Genomic DNA, 19,106 nt, shown 5'->3' with positions numbered 1-19,106 from the left:
GCAATTTGATTACCGAAAGGCAGGCAATCGATGAAGCAACTCGACTGGTATTTCGATTTCATTTCACCCTTCTCCTATCTGCAGAGCGAGCTGCTGCACACGCTGCCCGCCGACGTGCAGGTCAATTTCAAGCCCGTCCTGTTCGCCGGCCTGTTGCAGCATTGGGACAACAAGGGCCCCGCCGAAATTCTGCCCAAGCGCACCTGGACCTACGAGCATTGCGCCTGGCTGGCGCACAAGCACGGCATCACTATGCAGCCGCCGGCGCACCATCCGTTCAATCCCTTGCCGCTGCTGCGCCTGTGCATTGCGCTTGGGATTACGCCGGAGGTGGTGCACCGTCTGTTCCGTTACGTTTGGCGCGAAGGCAAGCTGCCGACGGAGGAGGCCAACTGGCAGGAACTGTTGCGGGAATTGCATGCAAGCCCGGAAATGCTGAACGCGCCGGAAGTGAAACAGCAGTTGCGCAGCAATGGCGAACAGGCCGTCGCGGCAGGAGTATTTGGCGTACCGACCGCAGTCGTGGATAATCGTTGCTTCTGGGGGCTGGATTCGACCGACATGCTGATGGCTTATCTGCGTGGCGATCCGTTCTTCGACTCGGACGCATTCAAGCGCGCGCAGACCCTGCCGCAGGGCATACAACGTAACAGGTAACTCCATGAAATTCGAATTTTACAAACCGGAACGCACCGTCTCCGGCCCCGCATACAACCCGTGGTTCAAATTGCTGGCCACCGCGGTGACCGCCTTGCTCGCTGCGTACGGCGTGAATATCGCCACGCGCTTTCCGCTGCTGCAGTACGGGATCGGCGTCAAGGCATTGCTGCTCGGCGCGGCGGTGATGCTGGCGATCAGCTACTACTGGTTCCTGCGCTCGACCGTCACCGTCGATGAGAAGGGCATCACGCAAAGCTGGATGTACAACCGTCACGTCGAATGGCGCGATATCCGCAGCGCAAAGATGATCGGCATTCCCTTCCTGAGCGCGATTTTTCCGCCGCGCCTCGTGGTGCGCACCGGGAATTCCTTCACCACGTTCAACGGCGGCTCGCAAGCGGTGCTGGTCGAGTTCGCGAAGATTTCCCTGGCTTACCAGATGAAAAAATGAAACTGCCTGCAACGATGCGCGTGTTCGAACGCGGCTGGCTGTCGTCGAACAACATCCTCTTCCTCGGGCATGAGCACACCGCTCTCGTCGACAGCGGCTACGTGACGCATGCCGCGCAGACCGTGGCGCTGGTGCGGAACGCGCTGCAGGGCAGGCATCTCGATTTGCTGATCAACACCCATCTGCATTCCGACCACTGCGGCGGCAATGCGAGCCTGCAGCGCGCTTTCGCCTGCCGCACCGCCATTCCCGCCGCCGAGGCGGCCAAGGTGCGTGCCTGGAATGATGACGAGCTGACCTACAAGGCGACCGGCCAGCAATGCGAGCGTTTTGATTTCGACGACACCATCGCCTCGGGCGATGTCCTCACGCTGGGCGACATGACATGGCAGGCGCTGGCCGCACCGGGGCATGATCCGCATTCGCTGATCCTCTACTGCCCCGACGAGCGCATCCTGATTTCCGCCGACGCCTTGTGGGAGAACGGCTTCGGTGTGGTGTTTCCCGAACTCGAAGGCGCGTCCGGATTCGCGGAAGTGCGCGACACGCTCAAGCTGATCGCCTCGCTCGACGTGAAGTATGTGATTCCCGGCCACGGCGCGCCGTTCACCGAGGTCGGCAAGGCACTCGATACCGCCTTCTCGCGCCTCGACTATTTCGTCGGCGATCCGGTGCGCAATGCACAGAATGCCGTCAAGGTGCTGCTCAAGTTCCTGCTGCTGGAAAGGCAAAGCATTCCGTTGTCGCAACTCGAGTCGCTGCTGTCCGGCATCTCGCTGTTTGAGGAAGCGAATCGGCGCTACCTGCACAAATCACCGTCCGAACTCGCGCACTGGACCGTTGCGCAACTGGTGCGCGCCGGTGCCGCGCAGGTGCATATCGATCAGCTCGTCAACAAGGATTAGGTTGTCCGGCATCCACAGCGCGGAAAATCTTGTCCACGGAAAATACGGAAGACACGGAAAAATCTCTGCCGATTTCCGTGTCTTCCGTGGACACTCATCGTGCTCCGACCACTAAGACAGCGCGACAAGACATAGCTTGCATATTGATCTATGCGGACCGCCAGTCTTCCTCCGGCGCATGTCCGTTTTTGTCCGCTTCTTGTCTTCCGCGCGTCTATCGACTTGCGCCGCCGTCTCCTACGATGCAGATAACAAGGCATCAACACGAGAGGCGAATCATGCTAAGCATAGGCATACTGGTTTTTGACGAGGTCGAAGTTCTCGACTTCGCCGGTCCTTTTGAAGTGTTTTCCACCGCATCGCGGGTGCAGGCGCGCATGTGCCATGCGGCACCGCTGTTCCGCTGTTTCCTGATCGCGCCCGGGATGCGGCCGGTGCATGCGCGAGGCGGCATGAAAATCTTGCCGGATTGTGTGCCGCCACCCTCGCCGGATATCGACGTGCTGATCGTGCCGGGCGGCGATGTCTCCGGCGTGCTCGGCAACAAGGAGCTGGTCGCATGGATCCGCACCCAGGCGCGTAGCGCGACGATCACGGCATCGGTCTGCACCGGCGCATTCCTGCTCGCGGAAGCAGGGCTGCTGGACGGCTTGCCCGCCACCACGCACTGGGAGGATGGCGATGACTTGCAGCGGCGCTATCCGGCCGTGCGCGTGCAGCGCGATGCGCCGTGGGTGGACTGCGGTAAAGTAGTGACATCAGCCGGCATCTCGGCCGGCATCGACATGAGCCTGCATCTGGTCGAGCGGCTGGCGGGGCGGCAACTGGCGCTGGCAACGGCGAAACAGATGGAATATCGATGGGATGCCAATGGAAGCACCGAACATGTCAGATCAAACGATCCCGGTCTATTTCGTGCTGCGTGACGGCACGTTCGCCACCGACCTGGTCGGCCCTGCGGAAATCTTTCGTTATGCGAACCGTTTCGCGGAAGAGGGCGGCAGGGCGCCCTACTTTCGCGTGCACTACATCAGCGCGGAATCGCATATCAACACCTCGATCGGATTGGGCCTCACCGGCTTCAGTCCCTTGCCGGATGCGCTTCCCGACAATGCCATGCTGATCATCGTCGCCTGCATCGGCAGTGACGATGATTTCAGCAGCGACGCGGCGCGGGCCACCGTCGCATGGTTGCAGCGCATGGTGAAGTCGAGCCATCGCGTGCTGAGCATTTGCTCCGGCGCGCAACTGGCGGGATATGCCGGCCTGCTGGACGGAAAGCAGTGCACCACGCATCACGCGCACTGCGACCGCTTGCGCCAACTCGCGCCGCGCGCGCACGTGCTGGAGAACCGGATTTTCGTTGAAGACGGATTGACCTTCAGCAGTGCCGGGGCAACCGCCGGCATCGACCTGACCTTGCATGTGGTGGCGCAGATCGCCGGCTACGCGTGCAGCGCTGCGATTGCGCGGCACATGGTCATCTACATGCGGCGTACCGGCAGCGATCCGCAGTTGTCGCCATGGCTCGCGTATCGCAATCACCTGCATCCGGCGATTCACCGCGTGCAGGATGCGATCGTCGCCGATCCGTCCAATGACTGGAGCAACGCGCAATTGGCGGAGATCGCCTGCACCAGCGAACGGCATCTGACGCGGCTGTTCCGCGAGCATACCGGCACCGGCGTGGTGGAATATCTTCACCGCATCCGCATTGCCCTGGCGCGCGACCTGCTGACGCAATCGCAGCTCGACATGGAGCGTGTTGCGGAGCGGGCCGGCTTTCATTCGAGCCGGCAGTTGCGGCGCGTCTGGAAGAAATTTGAAGACGCGCCGCCCAGCCTGTCCCGTGCGGATCACCGAACCGCGATCGGGCATTGACCGCGGCTCAGGCCGTGCGCTGCTCGCGGTCCTTCTTGTTCTGCGCCTCGATGCGGTCGCGCGCTTCCTTCCACTGCTCCGGCGTCCACGAACGCAGCTCGTAGAAATTGCCGCCGGTGGCGAGGTGATTGCCGCCGTCCATCATGATTGCCTGGCCGGTCAGCCAGTCGCAGCCGCCGGCCATCAGGAAGGTCGCGAGGTTTTGCAATTCTTCCATCTTGCCGGCGCGGCCCATCGGATTGATTTTGGCCGAACGCGCGCCCGGCGCTTCGCCGGGGTTCAGACGCTTGCTCATGCCTTCGGTCGGGATCTCTCCCGGCCCGATGGCATTGAGGCGGACGCCGTATTGCGCCCATTCGGTCGCCAGCGACATGGTCATCGCATGGATCGCGGATTTGCTCATCGCCGACGGCACGACAAAGGGGCCGCCGTTCAGCACCCAGGTTACGATGATCGAGACCACGCTGCGGTAGCCGTCTTCGGGCTTCCATTGTCCTTTCGCCGCCATCTCGACCCAGCGTTTGCCGACCGCGTGCGTGACGTAGAAGGTGCCGTGCATGACGATGTTGGCGATGGCGTCGAAGCCGCGTGGCGACAGAGCCGATGTGGGCGAGATGAAGTTGCCGGCGGCGTTGTTGACCAGGCCGGTGAGCGGACCGTCGGCGAAGATCTGTTCCACCATGTCGTCCACTGCTGCCGCATCGCGAATGTCGATGCCGAAGGTTTTCACGCTGCCGCCGTATTGGGCCATCATTTCGGCGGCGGTGTCATCGCATACCGGTTTGCGGCGGCCGCAGATGTAGAGGTCGGCGCCGAGGGAGAGGTATTTTTCCGCCATCGCGCGGCCGAGGCCGGTGCCGCCGCCGGTGACGAGGATGCGTTTGCCTTGCATGAGCTTCGGTTGGAACATCTTTTTCTCCTTTTTCTGGTGGTGGGCGGGGGTTTTTTCTTCGGTGATACGGTGCTGGGGGTTCTCCGTGGAGGCTTGCCGGGGGCGGCCCGGCGGCCGCTCACTTTCTTTGCTTCGCCAAAGAAAGTGAGCAAAGAAAGGCGACCGCGCCTCGCTGCCCCTGCGGGGTTCCCGGCAAATCGGGTGCCGAAGCGGGAAGCGAAACCAACTCGCCTTCGGCTCAGACATGTTTCGCTTCTTTATCCGCTTCGGTACCCGATTTGCCGGCAGCTCACAGCGTGGAAAAGCGACAGCCTCTATGTGCTATCTCATCCAGCTGGAACGGCGCTGTGTTTTCGCAATATGTACTGCGTGACTATTTGACCGTCGTTTTTTACTTCAATTCATACTTCGTTTCGGCGAAGGAGTGCAGTGGAGGCAGGTCGTCGAAGTTGGGGGCGCGCCCTTGCTGTTTGGCCAGGAAGGATTCGACGAGGTTGCCGGTGCGCCAGATGCCGGATTGCAGCCAGCCCATCTGGCGCAGCGCGTCTTGCGTGGAATGGTCGCGCGCGTAATGGATCGCTTGCTTGCTGCCCCAGATGGCGACCGGCGGCTTCTCGGCGATTTCGCGCGCCATTTGCATGGCGGCTTCGAGCATTGCTTCTTGCGTGTCGAACACGTCGTTGACCAGGCCGACTGCGAGTGCGCGTTGCGCCGGCAGGCGGCGGCCGGTGTAGGCGAGTTCGTGCACCATGCCTTCCGGAATCAGTTTGGGCAGGCGCTGCAGGGTGCCGAGGTCGGCGGTCATGCCGATGTTGATTTCCTGGATGCAGAAGAAGGCATCTCTGGTCGAGAGACGGATGTCGCAGGCGCAGATCATGTCGACACCGCCGCCGATGCAGCCGCCCTGGATGGCGGCGATGACCGGCATGCGCAAGTCTTCGATCAGGTTGAACACGCGTTGCATGTCTTCCAGCACGGGCACGACGTTGGCGCGTCCGCCGGCGGTGCTGTCGTTGATCGACACGTTCGACTCGCCCGCGAAGACATCGAGCGACATGCCGGCGGTGAAGTGCTTGCCGGTCGAGGAGATGACCAGCGCGCGTGCCGGTGCGTTGCGCTGCAGCTCCTGCAGGATCTCGGTGAGTTCGCGCCACATGACCGGCTGCATCGTGTTCAGCGCCGCGGGACGGTTGAGCACGAGGTGGGCGATTTTGTCGGTGATGCTGAGTTCAAAGCATTGATACGGCATGACGGCTCCTTTGCTTGTCGTTATCGTTTTGATGGTGTCTCTTTGGAATCCGCGGGGCCCATTTGCAGCGAACGCAGCACGGCGTTCACGGCGGCGTCGAACAGTTCATCGGCGCGCTCGCTCTTGAGGTAGTAGCCCTTGAGTTCCAGGCTGACCGCGCCGTGCATCGCGGCCCACAACAGGCGCGCGGCGGCGGTCGGATTGGACGGCGGCAGCGCGCCGCTCTGCATGACTTGCTCGAAGGTGTCGATCAGGGCCGCGAGCGATTCCCACGCCTTCTTGCGCGACTCGACCGGCGGCACGAAGCCGGCGATCGCGTCGCCGAACATCACCATGTAGTAGCTCGGGTTGCGCTTCGCATACTGGTGATAGATGCGCGCATGTTGCAGCAGCGGCGCTAGCCCGTCCTTGTTGTCCTTGCCTTTCGCAGGCTGTGCGTTCGCGGCGGCGAATTCCTGCTTCAGTCGCGCGAAGCCTTCGAGATACAGCTCATTGGCCAGCCCGTCCTTGCCACCGAACAAAGAGTAGAGCAGGGTGGTCGAGCAGTTGACTGCATCGGCCACGCGCCGCACCGTCAGCGCAGACGGACCTTCCTCGGTCAGCAGACGCGTCGCGGCGTCCAGCATTCCCTGGCGCAGGTTGACGCGCAGGTCTTCCTGGGCCTGGCGGAAGTCGATCGGAGCACGCTCGCCAACAGCTTGTTTTCTGGGTTTCATTCAAAAATCCGTTTGACAAAAACATTGTTTTTTCTGATAACATCATAAACAGAATGCAGAAAAACGCAATCGGATTTCCGAGAAGCGTGTTGAAAATTTCGCAATGAGTGTCAGTGGCACCGGTATGCATTCCTATCGCGCCGGACATTCATGCCTAACCAAAGGAGTTTCCATGAGTGGTAATCGTATCCCGGCAGCCCTGCAAAACCTGAGCCTGCCCGTCATCGCTTCGCCGATGTTCATCGCCAGCGGACCCGAGCTGGTCAAGGCTCAATGCAAGGCGGGCATCGTCGGTTCATTCCCCGCATTGAATGCCCGGCCGGCGGAAATGCTCGATACCTGGCTGACCGACATGAAGGCCGACCTCGACGCCTTCCGGCAAGCACACCCCGGTGCCAAGGTTGCACCGTTTGCAGTGAACCAGATCGTGCATCAATCCAACGACCGCCTCGCGCACGACGTGGAAGTCTGCGTCAAGCACCAGGTGCCGATCATCATTTCCAGCCTGCGCGCGCCGCCGAAGGAAATGCTGGACGCGATCCACAGCTACGGCGGCATCGTGATGCATGACGTGATCTCGATCCGTCATGCGGAGAAGGCGCTGGAGGCGGGCGTCGACGGCCTGATCCTGGTCGCGGCCGGGGCAGGCGGTCATGCGGGTACGCTGTCGCCGTTCGCGCTGGTGGGCGAAGTGCGCAAGTTCTTCAACGGCTTGATCGCCTTGTCCGGCTCGATCGCCAGCGGCGATGCGATCCTCGCGGCGCAAGCCATGGGCGCGGATTTCGCCTACATCGGATCACGCTGGCTGGCGACCAGGGAAGCCAATGTCGACGAGGCCTATCGCCAGATGATCATCGACTCGACCGCGGCCGACATCGTGTACACCAACCTGTTCACCGGCGTGCACGGCAACTATCTGAAGAAATCGATCATTGCCGCCGGCCTCGATCCGGACGACCTGCCGGTCGCCGACAAGTCGAAGATGAATTTCGGCTCCGGTGGCAACAGCAAGGCCAAGGCCTGGCGCGACATCTGGGGCGCCGGTCAAGGCGTCGGCCTGATGGACCAGGTGCTGAGCGTGGCGGAAGTGGTGGAAAAGCTGAAGGCGGAGTACATGGCAGCGCGCAAGCGGTTGGCGCTGTAAGGGGTTGATGTCCACGGAAGACGCTCGGCATGCCTTCCGTGGACACCAGCTTTTAGCGGACTACCCCTGCGTCTTGATCGCCCAGATCGCAGGCAGGTTGCGCCAGTAGCCGTAGGCATCCATGCCATAGCCGACCACGAATTTGTTCGGCAAAACCAGTCCCACATAATCCGCAGCCACCGGCTTCGTCTTGCCGATATCCTTGTCGGCAAACACCGCAAGCACGACCTCCGCAGCGCCCATCTCGAGCAGGCGCTCCTTCACATGCGCGAGCGTTTCGCCTTCGTCGAGAATGTCGTCCAATACGATCACGGTGCGGCCTTCGACATTCGAGCGCGGGATGACCTTCCATTCGATCTTTCCGCCCTGGTCCTTGCTGCCGTAGCGGGTGACGTGCATGTAATCGAACTCCAGCGGAAACTTCAAGCGCGTCAGCAACTGTCCGCAAAAAACCACGGCGCCACCCATCACGCCCAGCACCAGCGGAAACGCCGCGCCTTCCGTGTGGTTGAAACGGTCGTTGAGGTCATGCGCGATCTTGTCGACGGCTTGCTGCACGGCGGCTTCGTCAAAAATCAGTTCGGCGTCGGCGAGCAGGGCGCGCGCTTTGTCTCGGTGGAATTCGCTATCGATTTTGTAGGGCATGATGCCGGACCTCAGGGCAAAGTGTTGAATGATTCTCGCGGCCGATGCGCCGCACGGGTGCCATCCTACAGGAGTATCGTGTGCAGCAACAGTTGCAGAACATTCAACCCTGGGTCATTGCCACGCCGGCATGACTGCGGTACCAGTCCTCGAATTCGGCGTTGGCGAGCGGCTCGCAGACATAGAATCCCTGCATCGCTTCGCAGTGGCGCGCATGCAGCGATTGCATGATCGCATCCGTCTCGATGCCCTCGGCGATCACCTGCAGCCCCAGCTCCTTGCCGATATGGATGATGGCCGCGGCGATTGCCATGTTGCCGCGGTCGTTGTTGAGATTGTGAACGAAGTCCTTGTCGATCTTGATGGCGTCGACCGGCAGTTGTTTCAGATAAGACAAGCTCGAGTATCCCTTGCCGAAATCATCGAGCACCACATGCAGGCCGAGCTGCCTGAGCGCGCGCAGCGTGTTCACGACCGAGGAAAAATTCTGGAGCAGCACGTTCTCCCCGATCTCGAGCCGCAGCCGGTAAGGCGCGATGCCGCTCTCCTTCATCGCGCGCTCCACCATGCAGCGGAATCCCGGCTGCCTGAACTGCGCAGTCGATATGTTGACCGACACGGGGATATCGCCGACACCTCTTGCCTGCCACGCGCCCTGCTGGCGGCATGCCTCGTTGAGCGCCCACTCGCCCAGCTGGTTGATGAGTCCGGTGCATTCCGCCACCGGAATGAACTGGTCGGGCGCAACACCCGAATCGGGCCAGCGCAGCAGCGCTTCCGCGCAAATCACCGCGCCCGAATCGATTTCGACGACTGGCTGGTAATACAGTCTGAACTGATGCTTCTGAAGCCCGCTGCGCATGCGGCTTTCCAGGCTCAATGCACTGGCCGCGCGCCGGTTCAGTTCGCCGGTGAAGAACTGGTAATTGTCACGTCCCATTTCCTTCGCGTGGTACATCGCAGTATCGGCATTCTTGATCAGCGTGTCGATATCGTTGCCGTCAGCCGGAAACAGGCTGATGCCGATGCTCGACGATATCTGCAAGGAGAGTTCTCCGTGCAGACAGGGCTGGCGGAGCAACGCGATGCATTGCGCCGCCACATGCGCTGCGCCCCGTGCGCCGTCGACATCGGCCAGCACGATCATGAATTCGTCGCCGCCGATCCGGCCAACCACATCCTCCGCGCGAATGCAGTGCGACAGGCGTGCCGCCACTTCCCGCAACACAGCGTCGCCGGCATCATGGCCATAGGTGTCGTTGATCGGCTTGAAGCGGTCGAGATCGACGAACAACACTGCGCTGCGCAGGCCGTCGCGCCGCGCTGATGCCAGCACGCGCTCGCCCAGTTCCCTGGTCAGCGCCCGGTTCGGCAAAGCGGTCAAAGCATCATGCTGCGCAAGCAGCAGCATCTTTTCTTCCGCCAGCTTGCGCTCGGTGATGTCGAGGCAGGTGCCGGCCACGCGCAACGGCATGCCCTTGTCGTCGCGCTCCACCACTTGCGCCCGCACGAACATCCACTTCCAGCTGCCATCCATGCAGTGCACGCGAAGCTCCTTGTCCATCGGGCCTGGCGGCGCATGGCCGACCTCGGCCAGGCAATGCAGGATATGCTCGCGGTCTTCCGGATGAAGCAGCGCCAGCCAGAAGTCCAGTTCGGGACGCGCATCCTGCTGAGTGAGGCCAAGCGCCTCTGGCAACTTGTCGAGGTAATGCACCACGCGTGCGGCGCAGTCGAGATGCCATAAATGGACATTCGCGCCTTCGAGCGCCACGTCCAGGTCCTGCTTGCTCTTCTGCAGCGCTTCTTCGGCGGACTTGCGCATGCTCACATCTTCGATGACTGCGATCATGTAGGCCGGATCGCCGTTCGTCTTGCGCACGCAGGATACGTTGGCGTCCACCCAGATCGTTGTACCGTCCTTGCGCCGGAAGCGCCTCTCGACCTGGACGCTGTCTTCTTCGCCCGCCAGCAAGCGACGGCGCTGCTCTTCGCCCATCACGATGTCGTCCGGATACGCGAACTCATCGGTGGATCGGCCCAGCATTTCCTCCTGCGAATAGCCGACGATCTGGGTGAGTTTGCGATTGACATAAAGGAATTGCTTTTCAGGCGAGAGCACGGCAATGCCGATTGCAGCGTTTTCATAGACGGCACGAAAGCGCTGGTCCAGATCCGCCTGCGCTTCCTCGCTGCGCTTGCGTTCGGTAATGTCGCGAATCACGCCCGTGAACTTGCGTTGGCCGCCGATCATCATTTCGCTGACCGCCAGCTCGATCGGAAACACCGTGCCGTCCTTGCGCAGCGCCATCATCTCCCGATTCTTGCCGATGATGCGCGCTTCGCCGGTGCGCAGATAGCGCGCGAGATATTCGTTGTGGTTTTCGCGGTGCGGTGACGGCATCAATTCGCTGATATTGCGGCCCACCATTTCGCCAACATCAAGGCCAAACATTTTCTCCGCGGCCGGATTCATCGTTTCCACGATGCCACGTTCATTGATCACGATGACGGAATCCAGCATCGTGGACAACATGGAGCGCAACAGTGCGCGTTCCTCCGTATCGTTTTTGCCGCCTGAAAAGTCTTGCATCACTTTCACCATCCCGAGTTTCGGGAATGCAGTAACCGACGTGGTCGTTTGCGGGGGGAGCGTCGATGCGGGCACTGCCAGTAGAGCGCTCTTCTTTGGCCGAAACATGTCCCAGCGCACATCGCCAGTTGATTGGACTCAGGTGCGCGGGCATGATTCCCGCACTTGCTGCTGATCGGATGCAGAGTGGCGAAATGGAATAGGCCGGCGGCAATGTTGCCTCTCCGTGCAGAAACTTATCCGCGAGCCTGCGGGGAATCTTTGTGGAGGGGCACGCTCGAAGCTCTATTGCACGCCATTACTTGGGGGAAGGCCATGAAAACCGCATTGAAGCAGCATCAGGTCAAGACCAAACGGCCCGTCAAACAGGAACCGACACCACGCCTGCCGCATGAACGCGACGAATCCGATGACAGCCAGGAAAGCGTGGTGCGGGATGATATGAAGCAGGCTTATCTTGATCTGCAGAACGGGCAGGTGGACACGGACCTGCGCGAAACGGGTGGGGTGGACGAGGTGGTGAATTCTCGCCCTGGGAAATCACTGGACAAGGTGGTCAAGAAGGCCTTCTGACCTGAGAGGCGGAATCGATCCGTCCTGATGACGGGCAAGGCATCGACAGGCATGGACGAGCGTCCATGCCTTGGGTCATGCCTTACTTATAGATGCCGCAGGCGACGACCGTGTCGTCGACCCGTTCGACATAGCTGGACTTCGGCTCGATGACCTTGGTCACCGGGTTCGGCCATTTGTAGTCGACCCAGCCCTTGCCCTTGGCCTTGGCGACGTCAATGAATTCCTTGACGAAGAGCTTGCCGTCGCCGTCTTTCAGTTCGGACATGTTCTTGTCGACAAGCTTGGGATTGGCGCCGTGCGCCACCGCCATGCCATCGAACTTGATGACGAAGATGTAGAGGTCACGATCCTTGAACTGCGTGCCGTTGGTGAATTCGGCATAGGCTTTTTCCTTGCCATTGGCCTTGATGTAAGCGACCGCTTTTTGTACAAGTGCAACAGCTTCTTCCTTGGTTCCCTTTTCCGCTGCGACCGACGACTGGATGAAACCGAACGCGGCCAGTCCGAAAGCAAGGACGGCAAGTAATTTGTTCATACGACAACCTCTTTATAAAAATGGTTTTTCATTATAGGCAGCAAACCATTTCCTGTAAGAATTTTTACCGTGCCTGCCGCTGCTTTTCCTTCACCCTCTGTCGATTTTCCGATGACGGAAGAATGATCACATGGCGCGCGCATCATTCGTACTTGCGCGCGTCCTCGATAACCTTGCCGTCATTGGGGAGCGAACCGCGCGCAGCCAGTTGCACTTCGCCGCGCAGCTTGGTGACTTCGCGGATGGTGTCGACGATGGACGCCACTGCCACTGAAGCAGGATCGTCCACTTCACAATGCAGCGTCATGATGTCGTTCGCCATCTCGCCGGTCACGACCAGGCGCGCCTTGCGAATTTGCGGATGACGCTTCGCGACTTCCGCCACCTGAGAGGGGTGCACGAACATCGCGCGCACCTTGGTCGTCTGGTCGGCGCGTCCCATCCAGCCCTTGATGCGGGTGTTGGTGCGGCCGCAGCGCGAGACGCCCGGCATGACTGCCGACATGTCGCCGGTGCCGAAACGGATCAAGGGATAATCGGGGTTGAACGAGGTGATGACCACTTCGCCCACTTCGCCTTCCGGCACCGGGTCGCCCGTTCCTGGTCGAACGATTTCGAGAATCAGGTCTTCGTCGAGGATCATGCCCGGATTCACTTCGCCGTCGGTCTGCGTTTCGTACGCAATGTTGCCGATGTCGGCGGAGCCGTACATCTGCAGCACATGTTGCACGCCATTGTCCTGCAGCCACTTGCGCAATGAGGGCGGCAATGCTTCCGCGCCGACCAGCGCACGCGTGACGCTGCTGATGTCGGCACCCATTTCTTGCGCCTTCTCGATGATGATCTTGAGGAAGGAGGGCGTGCCGACATAGGCATCCGGCTTGAGCTCCACCATTGCCTGCACCTGCATTTCGGTCTGCCCGGTGCCGGCCGGGATCACTGGGCAGCCAAGCTTCGCGGCGCCGCCTTCGGTCATGAAAGCGGCCGGCGTGAAGTGATAGGAAAAGCAGTTTTGCACGACATGTCCTGCGCGCAGGCCGAGCGCGGCCATCGGACGGGCGAAACGCCACCAGTCCTTGTCATGACCTTCGGGATCGAAGATGGGGCCGGGCGACATGAACAGATGGCGCAACTGTCGCGCCGGCGTTGTGGTCAGCCCGCCGAAGGGCGCATCTTTCGCCTGCAGATCCTTCAGGTCCGATTTGCGCGTGACCGGCAATTGTGCCAGTGCCGCGCGCGAATGGATATCCGACGCGTTCACGCCCTGCAGGATGTGCGCCCATCCCGGCGCGCCCTGCGCGCGTTTGACCAGTTGCGGAAGACGAGCCATGAGCTCGCGTTCACGTCGCTCGGGATCGCGGGTTTCCAGGGGATCGATGATGTCAGTCATGGCGAGCCTATCGGTATCTGATGTGCAAATTCTTTCGCACGTGGTCTGCTTGTTGTTGTAGGGAGGGCGCTTCGCGCAAGCGTTTGCGCGAATCCTGCGGGTTCCGGCGCATGAAATGCGCCCGGATTTGCATCAGTCCGTCAGGCCAGCCATCGCTTGCGGCGACGGTAGAACTTCATGTCGCGGAAGCTCTTGCGGCCCGCGCCCGACACGCCGAGATAGAATTCCTTCACGTCTTCATTGGAGGCCAGATCCTTGGCGTCGCCTTCCATCACGACGCGGCCGTTCTCCAGGATGTAGCCGAAGTCGGCGTAGCGCAGCGCCACCATGGTGTTCTGCTCGGCCACCAGGAAGGACACGCCTTCCTTGCTGTTGAGATCTTTCACGATCTCGAAGATCTCTTCCACGATCTGCGGCGCGAGACCCATCGACGGTTCATCCAGCAGGATCATCGAGGGCTTGGCCATGAGCGAGCGGCCGATGGCGCACATCTGCTGTTCGCCACCCGAGGTATAGCCGGCCTGCGACATGCGGCGCTGCTTGAGGCGCGGGAAATAGTGATAAACCATTTCCAGCGAATCCTTCAGTTCGGTGCGCGAGATCCTGCGCGTGTAGGCGCCGGTCAGCAGGTTTTCCTCGATCGTCAGGTGGCCGAAGCAGTGGCGGCCTTCCATCACCTGCGACAGGCCGCGCTTGACCAGTTCGTTCGGCGTGAGCTGATCCACGCGTTCGCCCTTGAACTCGACGCTGCCCTTGGTCACGTCGCCGCGCTCGCCACGTAAGAGCGTCGAGATCGATTTCATGGTGGTGGATTTTCCGGCGCCGTTGGCGCCCAGCAGCGCAACGATCTTCCCTTGCGGGACTTGCAGCGAAACGCCTTTCAATACCAGGATCACGTGGTCGTAGATGACCTCGATGTTGTTGACGGACAGATAAGGGCGCCCGGCCGTGGACTGGCCATTGGCGGCCGGCGTTCCGATTTGCGTTGTCATGATGTCTCTTCTTGAATCGGTTTCAAACGGAATGGAGGTGTCTCGCGCAAAGGCTCCGGACCTGCGGGGAAGCCTTCGCGCGAGGCCACTCCCGCAGGAGTGGCCCATTCTCGATACTCAGATACTCAGCTTGCGCAGGCCGGAGTGATGTTCTTCTCGGCGGCGTACTTGGCAGACGATTCGTCAACCAGTTTGCGCGTGAGCGCCTTGTCGCCGGTCACCCAGGTCTTGGAGATCGGCACCCACTTGCTGCCGTTCCATTGCTGCACCTTGACCGCGCCCGACCCTTCGTGGTCGTCGCAGGAGGTCTTCACCGGCGGGAACATGCCGAGCGCGCCGAGCTGCTTCTGGCGGGCCTCGTCGATGTTCAGGTTTTCAAAGCCCCAGCGGATCTGCTGAGCGGTCATCACCTTGCCCTTGCCGTACTTTTCCTGCGCCTTGCGGATCGCTTCGACCCACAGGATGGAGGCTGTCACACCGCGCATGTGGTACACGGAGCCGAGGCGGCTCTTGTCGTCGAGGTTGCCCTTGCCGGCGTCATAGACTTTCTTGCGGATGTCGTCGAGCACCGGATAGTTGCCCGGCGTGTTGAAGGTCATCGTGGTGTAACCCTTGGCGGCATCGCCGGCCGGGATCACGTCCTCTTCCGAACCTGCCCACCACACGCCGAGGATCTTCTCGCGCGGGAAGCCGTTACGCTGCGCGGTCTTGATCGCCACCGCGTTCATCACGCCCCAGCCCCACAGGATCACGTAATCCGGCTTGGCCTGGCGGATCTGCAGCCATTGCGACTGCTGTTCGTTGCCCGGATGTGCGACCGGAATCTTGATCAGCTCGAAGCCATACTTCGCTGCCTGCGCATCGAGAACCGGGAACGGCTCCTTGCCGAATGCCGAGTCGTGGTACAGGTCGACGATCTTCTTGCCCTTGAGTTTTTCCACGCCGCCGTTGAGGCTGCCCAGATAGGCAACCATCGCAGCCGCCTGGTTCCAGTAGCTGGTGATCAGCGGGAAGACGTAGGGGAAGACCTTGCCGTTGGCGGCGTCGGAACGGCCGTAGCCGAGCGTCGTGAGCGGGATCTTGTCGGAAGCGACGCGGTCCAGGATGCCGTAGGCAATGCCGGTCGATAGCGGTTCGACCAGCGAAGCGCCGCCGTTCTTCGACTTCAGGCGCTCATAGCACTCGACGCCGCGCGAGGCGTTGTATTCGGTTTCGCATTCTTCCCAGCTGATTTTGACGCCGTTGATACCGCCGGTCGCGTTGATCAGGTTGAAGTAGTCGATGGCGCCGCCGTAGAAACCGGAGCCGCCTGCTGCATAGGGGCCGACGCGATACGACAGAATCGGAATGTACTGTTCCTGTGCTGCAGCGACGCTGACTGTGCCGGCGAGTGCGGCGCCGAGCAGGACTGACTTGATCAACTTCATGGTGCTCCTCCTTGTTATAAGACAGCAATGACGACTGTTAAACCAACGTACCGATTAATGCGGGAACGGCCACAAGCGCAGCTTTTCCTTTGCGATCTGCCACAAGCGCGCCAGACCATGCGGCTCGACGATCAGGAAGAAAATGATCAGCGCGCCGAATACCATCAATTCCAGGTTCGATGCGACCGAGGTCGGCAGCTCCAGTCCATGCGCAACGATGTTGAGCAGGATGGGGAGCAGCACGATGAAGGCCGAACCGAAGAAGGCGCCGATGATGGAACCGACGCCGCCGATGATGATCATGAACAGGATGCGGAAGGACAGATCCAGGCTGTAGGCTTCCGGCTCCACCGTGCCGAGGTAGGCGAACGCATATAGCGCGCCGGCCACGCCGCAGTAGAAGGAACTCACCGCAAACGCGAGCAGCTTGGTGCGCATCAGGCGGAAGCCGATCACTTCGGCCGCCACGTCCATGTCGCGCACCGCCATCCACGAGCGCCCGACATTGGTGCGCACCATGTTCTTCACCATCAGCGCCATCACGCACACGATGGACAGCGTCAGCAGATACTTGCTGGCCGGACTGTCGAAGTGGTAACCGAAGATGGTGATCGGCTGTGCGGTGATCACGCCCGACGAGCTGTTGTTGGTGAACCAGGAGATCTTGGTCAGGCACCACACCACGAAGAATTGCGTCGCCAGCGTCGCGGCGGCAAGATAGAAACCGCGGATGCGCAGGGAGGGCAGGCCGAATGCGACGCCGACCAGCGCCGCGCAGATGCCGCCGAGGATGAAGGCCAGCAGCACCGGAATGCCGGGAATGCGCAGGATGAAGTTATACGATGCGAAGGCGCCGACCGCCATGAAGGCCGCTGTTCCGAGCGACAGCTGGCCCGCATAACCGGTCAGGATATTCAGCCCCAGCGCGGCCAGGGAGAAGATCAGGAACGGAATCAGGATCGCCGAGAAAATATAGGGCGATGCGAGAAAGGGCACCGCCACGAAGGCGATCGCCAGCAACAGGGCAATGCCGATGCGGTCCTGCCGGATCGGGAAGATCTGGCTGTCGGCCTGGTAAGTCGCTTTGAATTGACCTGCTTCACGGTAGAACATGTTGTATTCCTGATTCGGTTAATTCTGTTTGTGATTCGCCTACTGGTTCCTTCCCCCTGCAAGGGGGAAGGAACACGCATGTAGTAACCTTTTCTAGATCCTTCGGATGATCTTCTCGCCGAACAATCCCTCCGGCCGCACCAGCAGGAACAGCAGCGCCAGCACATACGGGAACCATCCTTCGATGCCGCCGCCGACCATCGGGCCGATATACACTTCGGCCAGTTTCTCGGAAGCGCCTATGATCAGTCCGCCGAGGATCGCGCCCGGCACCGAGGTGAAGCCGCCAAGGATCAGCACCGGCAAGGCTTTCAGCGCAACGAAGGTCAGTGCGAACTGCACGCCATTGCGCGCACCCCACAGCAGGCCGGCGACCAGCGCGACGAAACCGGCCACCGCCCATACGATGCCCCAGATCTGCTGCAGCGGAATGCCGACGGCGAGTGCGGCCTGATGGTCGTCCGCGACGGCACGCAAGGCACGGCCGATTTTCGTTTTCGAGAAGAACAGCGCCAGGCCGATCACCAGCACCGCGCAGATGCCGGCGGCAATGACGTCGAACTGCGAGATCGAAATATTGAAGTTGTCGAGCAGGTACTGGATAGGCACGTCCTCGATGCCGATTTCCAGCCGCCGCACCTGCGAACCCCAGAGCAGTTGCGCGAGTCCTTCGACGAAGAAGGTCAGGCCGATGGTCGCCATGAACAGCGTGATTTCATGCTGGTTGACCAGCGGGCGCAGCACAACCCGCTCGGTGACCAGGCCGAGAATCACCATCGCCACCATCGTCAGCGGAATCGCGATCCAGAGCGAAACGCCGAGCTTGTCCGAGATGCCGACGCAGGTCAGCGCCGCAAAAAACACCATCGCGCCCTGTGCGAAGTTGAAGACGCCGGAAGCCTTGTAGATCAGCACGAAGCCCAGTGCGACCAGTGCGTACATCACGCCGGCCAGCAGGCCGCCGATCAGTACTTCGAAGAAGAAACTTAAATCCATGGTTTGTCCCTGTTCAGCGCGTTGCGGATGCCCTCTCCGGAGCGGGGAGGGCGAGGGCGGAGGCAGAGTGGTTGAAGCATCGTTGCAAGCGGCGCAACCGCTCTGCCCCCATCCCGGTCTTGCTCCCTTGCGAGGAGAAAGACGCCCATTCCTTAATGCGCTACTCCCAAATAAGCATTGATCACATCCTGGTTGCTGCGCACCTCGTCCGGCGTGCCGTCACCGATCTTCTTGCCGTAATCGAGCACCACCACGCGGTCGGAGATGTCCATCACCACGCCCATGTCATGCTCGATCAGCACGATGGTGGTGCCGAACTGGTCGTTCACGTCGAGGATGAAGCGGCACATGTCCTGCTTCTCTTCCACGTTCATGCCGGCCATCGGTTCGTCCAGCAGCAGGATTTCCGGCTCCGCCGCCAGTGCGCGCCCGAGCTCGACGCGCTTCTGCAAGCCATACGGCAGGCGGCTGACGGGTGTCTTGCGGATGTGCTGGATCTCGAGGAAGTCGATGATCTCTTCCACCTTCTTGCGGTGCGCCAGTTCTTCCTTCTGCGCCGGACCCCAGTAGATCGCCTGCAGCAGGAAGTTGGTCTGCATCTTCAGGTTACGGCCGGTCATGATGTTGTCGAGCACCGACATGCCCTTGAACAGCGCGATGTTCTGGAAGGTCCGTGCGATGCCGCTCTTGGCCGCCCTGTAGGTGTTCATGTCCTTGCGGTGCTTGCCGCGATACACGATCTCGCCCTGCTGCGGGTGGTACACGCCGTTGATCACGTTGAGCATGGAGCTCTTGCCGGCGCCGTTGGGGCCGATGATGGCGCGGATCTCGTGTTCGCGCACATCGAAGGAAATATCGGTCAGCGCCTTGACGCCGCCAAACGATAGCGAGATGTTCTGCAGGTCCAGAATCACGTCGCCGATTTTTCGGTTTTCATTCAT

At 60.9% G+C, this 19,106-nt stretch carries 19 protein-coding genes; 7 read left to right on the top strand and 12 right to left on the bottom strand.

The window, feature by feature from the left end:
* The first annotated feature begins 30 nt into the window (after positions 1–30).
* The 5 genes from E6W33_RS22810 (at position 31) to E6W33_RS22790 (ending at position 3,897) form a co-directional block, all read left to right on the top strand.
* The gene (locus tag E6W33_RS22810; RefSeq protein WP_136419670.1) at positions 31–657 is read left to right on the top strand and encodes a 2-hydroxychromene-2-carboxylate isomerase; all 627 of its coding nucleotides are present in this window, start codon (positions 31–33) and stop codon (positions 655–657) included.
* Between the two features lie 4 nt (positions 658–661).
* Positions 662–1,111: a hypothetical protein gene (locus tag E6W33_RS22805; RefSeq protein ID WP_136419669.1), complete on the top strand. Its 450-nt coding sequence runs from the start codon at positions 662–664 to the stop codon at positions 1,109–1,111.
* The gene (locus E6W33_RS22800) at positions 1,108–2,016 is read left to right on the top strand and encodes an MBL fold metallo-hydrolase (RefSeq protein ID WP_136419668.1); all 909 of its coding nucleotides are present in this window, start codon (positions 1,108–1,110) and stop codon (positions 2,014–2,016) included. Before E6W33_RS22805 ends, E6W33_RS22800 begins: the two co-directional genes overlap by 4 nt.
* A gap of 278 nt (positions 2,017–2,294) precedes the next feature.
* A complete protein-coding gene (locus E6W33_RS22795) occupies positions 2,295–2,942 on the top strand; it encodes a DJ-1/PfpI family protein (protein WP_136419667.1) in 648 nt (215 codons plus the stop codon).
* Positions 2,902–3,897 (top strand): helix-turn-helix domain-containing protein, encoded by a 996-nt coding sequence (locus E6W33_RS22790; protein ID WP_136419666.1) that lies wholly within the window; start codon positions 2,902–2,904, stop codon positions 3,895–3,897. The genes E6W33_RS22795 and E6W33_RS22790 overlap by 41 nt, the downstream gene beginning before the upstream one ends.
* 7 nt (positions 3,898–3,904) lie before the next feature.
* Here the strand turns inward: E6W33_RS22790 and E6W33_RS22785 are convergent, their stop codons facing one another.
* The 3 genes from E6W33_RS22785 to E6W33_RS27155 form a co-directional block, all read right to left on the bottom strand.
* Positions 3,905–4,807, bottom strand: a complete 903-nt coding sequence (locus E6W33_RS22785) for an SDR family oxidoreductase (RefSeq protein ID WP_136419665.1) — start codon at positions 4,805–4,807, stop codon at positions 3,905–3,907.
* Between the two features lie 373 nt (positions 4,808–5,180).
* Positions 5,181–6,038, bottom strand: coding sequence for an enoyl-CoA hydratase-related protein (locus tag E6W33_RS22780; protein ID WP_136419664.1), 858 nt, complete (start codon positions 6,036–6,038; stop codon positions 5,181–5,183).
* Between the two features lie 20 nt (positions 6,039–6,058).
* A complete protein-coding gene (locus E6W33_RS27155; protein WP_168798729.1) occupies positions 6,059–6,754 on the bottom strand; it encodes a TetR/AcrR family transcriptional regulator in 696 nt (231 codons plus the stop codon).
* A 172-nt stretch (positions 6,755–6,926) separates the two neighbouring features.
* Here E6W33_RS27155 and E6W33_RS22770 point away from each other — a divergent pair, with 172 nt between their 5' ends.
* Positions 6,927–7,898: a nitronate monooxygenase family protein gene (locus tag E6W33_RS22770; RefSeq protein ID WP_136419663.1), complete on the top strand. Its 972-nt coding sequence runs from the start codon at positions 6,927–6,929 to the stop codon at positions 7,896–7,898.
* A 60-nt stretch (positions 7,899–7,958) separates the two neighbouring features.
* Here E6W33_RS22770 and E6W33_RS22765 read toward each other — a convergent pair whose 3' ends face one another.
* Entirely contained in the window at positions 7,959–8,543 is a 585-nt protein-coding gene (locus tag E6W33_RS22765) for a hypoxanthine-guanine phosphoribosyltransferase (RefSeq protein ID WP_136419662.1), read from the bottom strand.
* A gap of 103 nt (positions 8,544–8,646) precedes the next feature.
* Positions 8,647–11,136, bottom strand: a complete 2,490-nt coding sequence (locus tag E6W33_RS22760) for a PAS domain S-box protein (protein WP_168798728.1) — start codon at positions 11,134–11,136, stop codon at positions 8,647–8,649.
* Between the two features lie 315 nt (positions 11,137–11,451).
* Here E6W33_RS22760 and E6W33_RS22755 point away from each other — a divergent pair, with 315 nt between their 5' ends.
* Positions 11,452–11,709 (top strand): hypothetical protein, encoded by a 258-nt coding sequence (locus tag E6W33_RS22755; protein ID WP_247869746.1) that lies wholly within the window; start codon positions 11,452–11,454, stop codon positions 11,707–11,709.
* An 82-nt stretch (positions 11,710–11,791) separates the two neighbouring features.
* Here E6W33_RS22755 and E6W33_RS22750 read toward each other — a convergent pair whose 3' ends face one another.
* From E6W33_RS22750 to E6W33_RS22720, 7 genes are all read right to left on the bottom strand, one after another.
* Positions 11,792–12,247, bottom strand: a complete 456-nt coding sequence (locus E6W33_RS22750; protein WP_136419660.1) for a cache domain-containing protein — start codon at positions 12,245–12,247, stop codon at positions 11,792–11,794.
* A gap of 142 nt (positions 12,248–12,389) precedes the next feature.
* Entirely contained in the window at positions 12,390–13,637 is a 1,248-nt protein-coding gene (locus tag E6W33_RS22745) for an AMP-binding protein (RefSeq protein WP_136419659.1), read from the bottom strand.
* 140 nt (positions 13,638–13,777) lie between these two features.
* On the bottom strand, positions 13,778–14,629 hold the full coding sequence (locus E6W33_RS22740; RefSeq protein ID WP_136419658.1) for an ABC transporter ATP-binding protein: 852 nt from the start codon (positions 14,627–14,629) through the stop codon (positions 13,778–13,780).
* 125 nt (positions 14,630–14,754) lie between these two features.
* Entirely contained in the window at positions 14,755–16,056 is a 1,302-nt protein-coding gene (locus tag E6W33_RS22735) for an ABC transporter substrate-binding protein (RefSeq protein WP_136419657.1), read from the bottom strand.
* 54 nt (positions 16,057–16,110) lie between these two features.
* The gene (locus E6W33_RS22730; RefSeq protein WP_136419656.1) at positions 16,111–17,169 is read right to left on the bottom strand and encodes a branched-chain amino acid ABC transporter permease; all 1,059 of its coding nucleotides are present in this window, start codon (positions 17,167–17,169) and stop codon (positions 16,111–16,113) included.
* Positions 17,170–17,262: 93 nt separating this feature from the next.
* Positions 17,263–18,165, bottom strand: coding sequence for a branched-chain amino acid ABC transporter permease (locus E6W33_RS22725; RefSeq protein WP_136419655.1), 903 nt, complete (start codon positions 18,163–18,165; stop codon positions 17,263–17,265).
* A 152-nt stretch (positions 18,166–18,317) separates the two neighbouring features.
* Positions 18,318–19,106, bottom strand: coding sequence for an ABC transporter ATP-binding protein (locus tag E6W33_RS22720; protein ID WP_136419654.1), 789 nt, complete (start codon positions 19,104–19,106; stop codon positions 18,318–18,320).

It is taken from the genome of Herbaspirillum sp. ST 5-3 (assembly GCF_004804275.1).
GTDB lineage: Bacteria > Pseudomonadota > Gammaproteobacteria > Burkholderiales > Burkholderiaceae_D > Noviherbaspirillum.
The sequence above is the reverse complement of the archived record's forward strand: the minus strand, read 5'-3'. Positions and strand labels throughout refer to the sequence as shown.

Excerpts from the sequence above, each read along its gene's own strand:
- E6W33_RS27155 (WP_168798729.1), bottom strand. The coding sequence starts at position 6,754 with ATGAAACCCAGAAAACAAGCTGTTGGCGAGCGTGCTCCGATCGACTTC.
- E6W33_RS22730 (WP_136419656.1), bottom strand. The coding sequence starts at position 17,169 with ATGTTCTACCGTGAAGCAGGTCAATTCAAAGCGACTTACCAGGCCGAC.
- E6W33_RS22770 (WP_136419663.1), top strand. The coding sequence starts at position 6,927 with ATGAGTGGTAATCGTATCCCGGCAGCCCTGCAAAACCTGAGCCTGCCC.
- E6W33_RS22805 (WP_136419669.1), top strand. The coding sequence starts at position 662 with ATGAAATTCGAATTTTACAAACCGGAACGCACCGTCTCCGGCCCCGCA.
- E6W33_RS22765 (WP_136419662.1), bottom strand. The coding sequence starts at position 8,543 with ATGCCCTACAAAATCGATAGCGAATTCCACCGAGACAAAGCGCGCGCC.
- E6W33_RS22735 (WP_136419657.1), bottom strand. The coding sequence starts at position 16,056 with ATGAAGTTGATCAAGTCAGTCCTGCTCGGCGCCGCACTCGCCGGCACA.
- E6W33_RS22725 (WP_136419655.1), bottom strand. The coding sequence starts at position 18,165 with ATGGATTTAAGTTTCTTCTTCGAAGTACTGATCGGCGGCCTGCTGGCC.
- E6W33_RS22800 (WP_136419668.1), top strand. The coding sequence starts at position 1,108 with ATGAAACTGCCTGCAACGATGCGCGTGTTCGAACGCGGCTGGCTGTCG.
- E6W33_RS22720 (WP_136419654.1), bottom strand. The coding sequence starts at position 19,106 with ATGAATGAAAACCGAAAAATCGGCGACGTGATTCTGGACCTGCAGAAC.
- E6W33_RS22745 (WP_136419659.1), bottom strand. The coding sequence starts at position 13,637 with ATGACTGACATCATCGATCCCCTGGAAACCCGCGATCCCGAGCGACGT.
- E6W33_RS22755 (WP_247869746.1), top strand. The coding sequence starts at position 11,452 with ATGAAAACCGCATTGAAGCAGCATCAGGTCAAGACCAAACGGCCCGTC.
- E6W33_RS22780 (WP_136419664.1), bottom strand. The coding sequence starts at position 6,038 with ATGCCGTATCAATGCTTTGAACTCAGCATCACCGACAAAATCGCCCAC.
- E6W33_RS22795 (WP_136419667.1), top strand. The coding sequence starts at position 2,295 with ATGCTAAGCATAGGCATACTGGTTTTTGACGAGGTCGAAGTTCTCGAC.
- E6W33_RS22810 (WP_136419670.1), top strand. The coding sequence starts at position 31 with ATGAAGCAACTCGACTGGTATTTCGATTTCATTTCACCCTTCTCCTAT.
- E6W33_RS22760 (WP_168798728.1), bottom strand. The coding sequence starts at position 11,136 with ATGCAAGACTTTTCAGGCGGCAAAAACGATACGGAGGAACGCGCACTG.
- E6W33_RS22740 (WP_136419658.1), bottom strand. The coding sequence starts at position 14,629 with ATGACAACGCAAATCGGAACGCCGGCCGCCAATGGCCAGTCCACGGCC.
- E6W33_RS22750 (WP_136419660.1), bottom strand. The coding sequence starts at position 12,247 with ATGAACAAATTACTTGCCGTCCTTGCTTTCGGACTGGCCGCGTTCGGT.
- E6W33_RS22790 (WP_136419666.1), top strand. The coding sequence starts at position 2,902 with ATGTCAGATCAAACGATCCCGGTCTATTTCGTGCTGCGTGACGGCACG.
- E6W33_RS22785 (WP_136419665.1), bottom strand. The coding sequence starts at position 4,807 with ATGTTCCAACCGAAGCTCATGCAAGGCAAACGCATCCTCGTCACCGGC.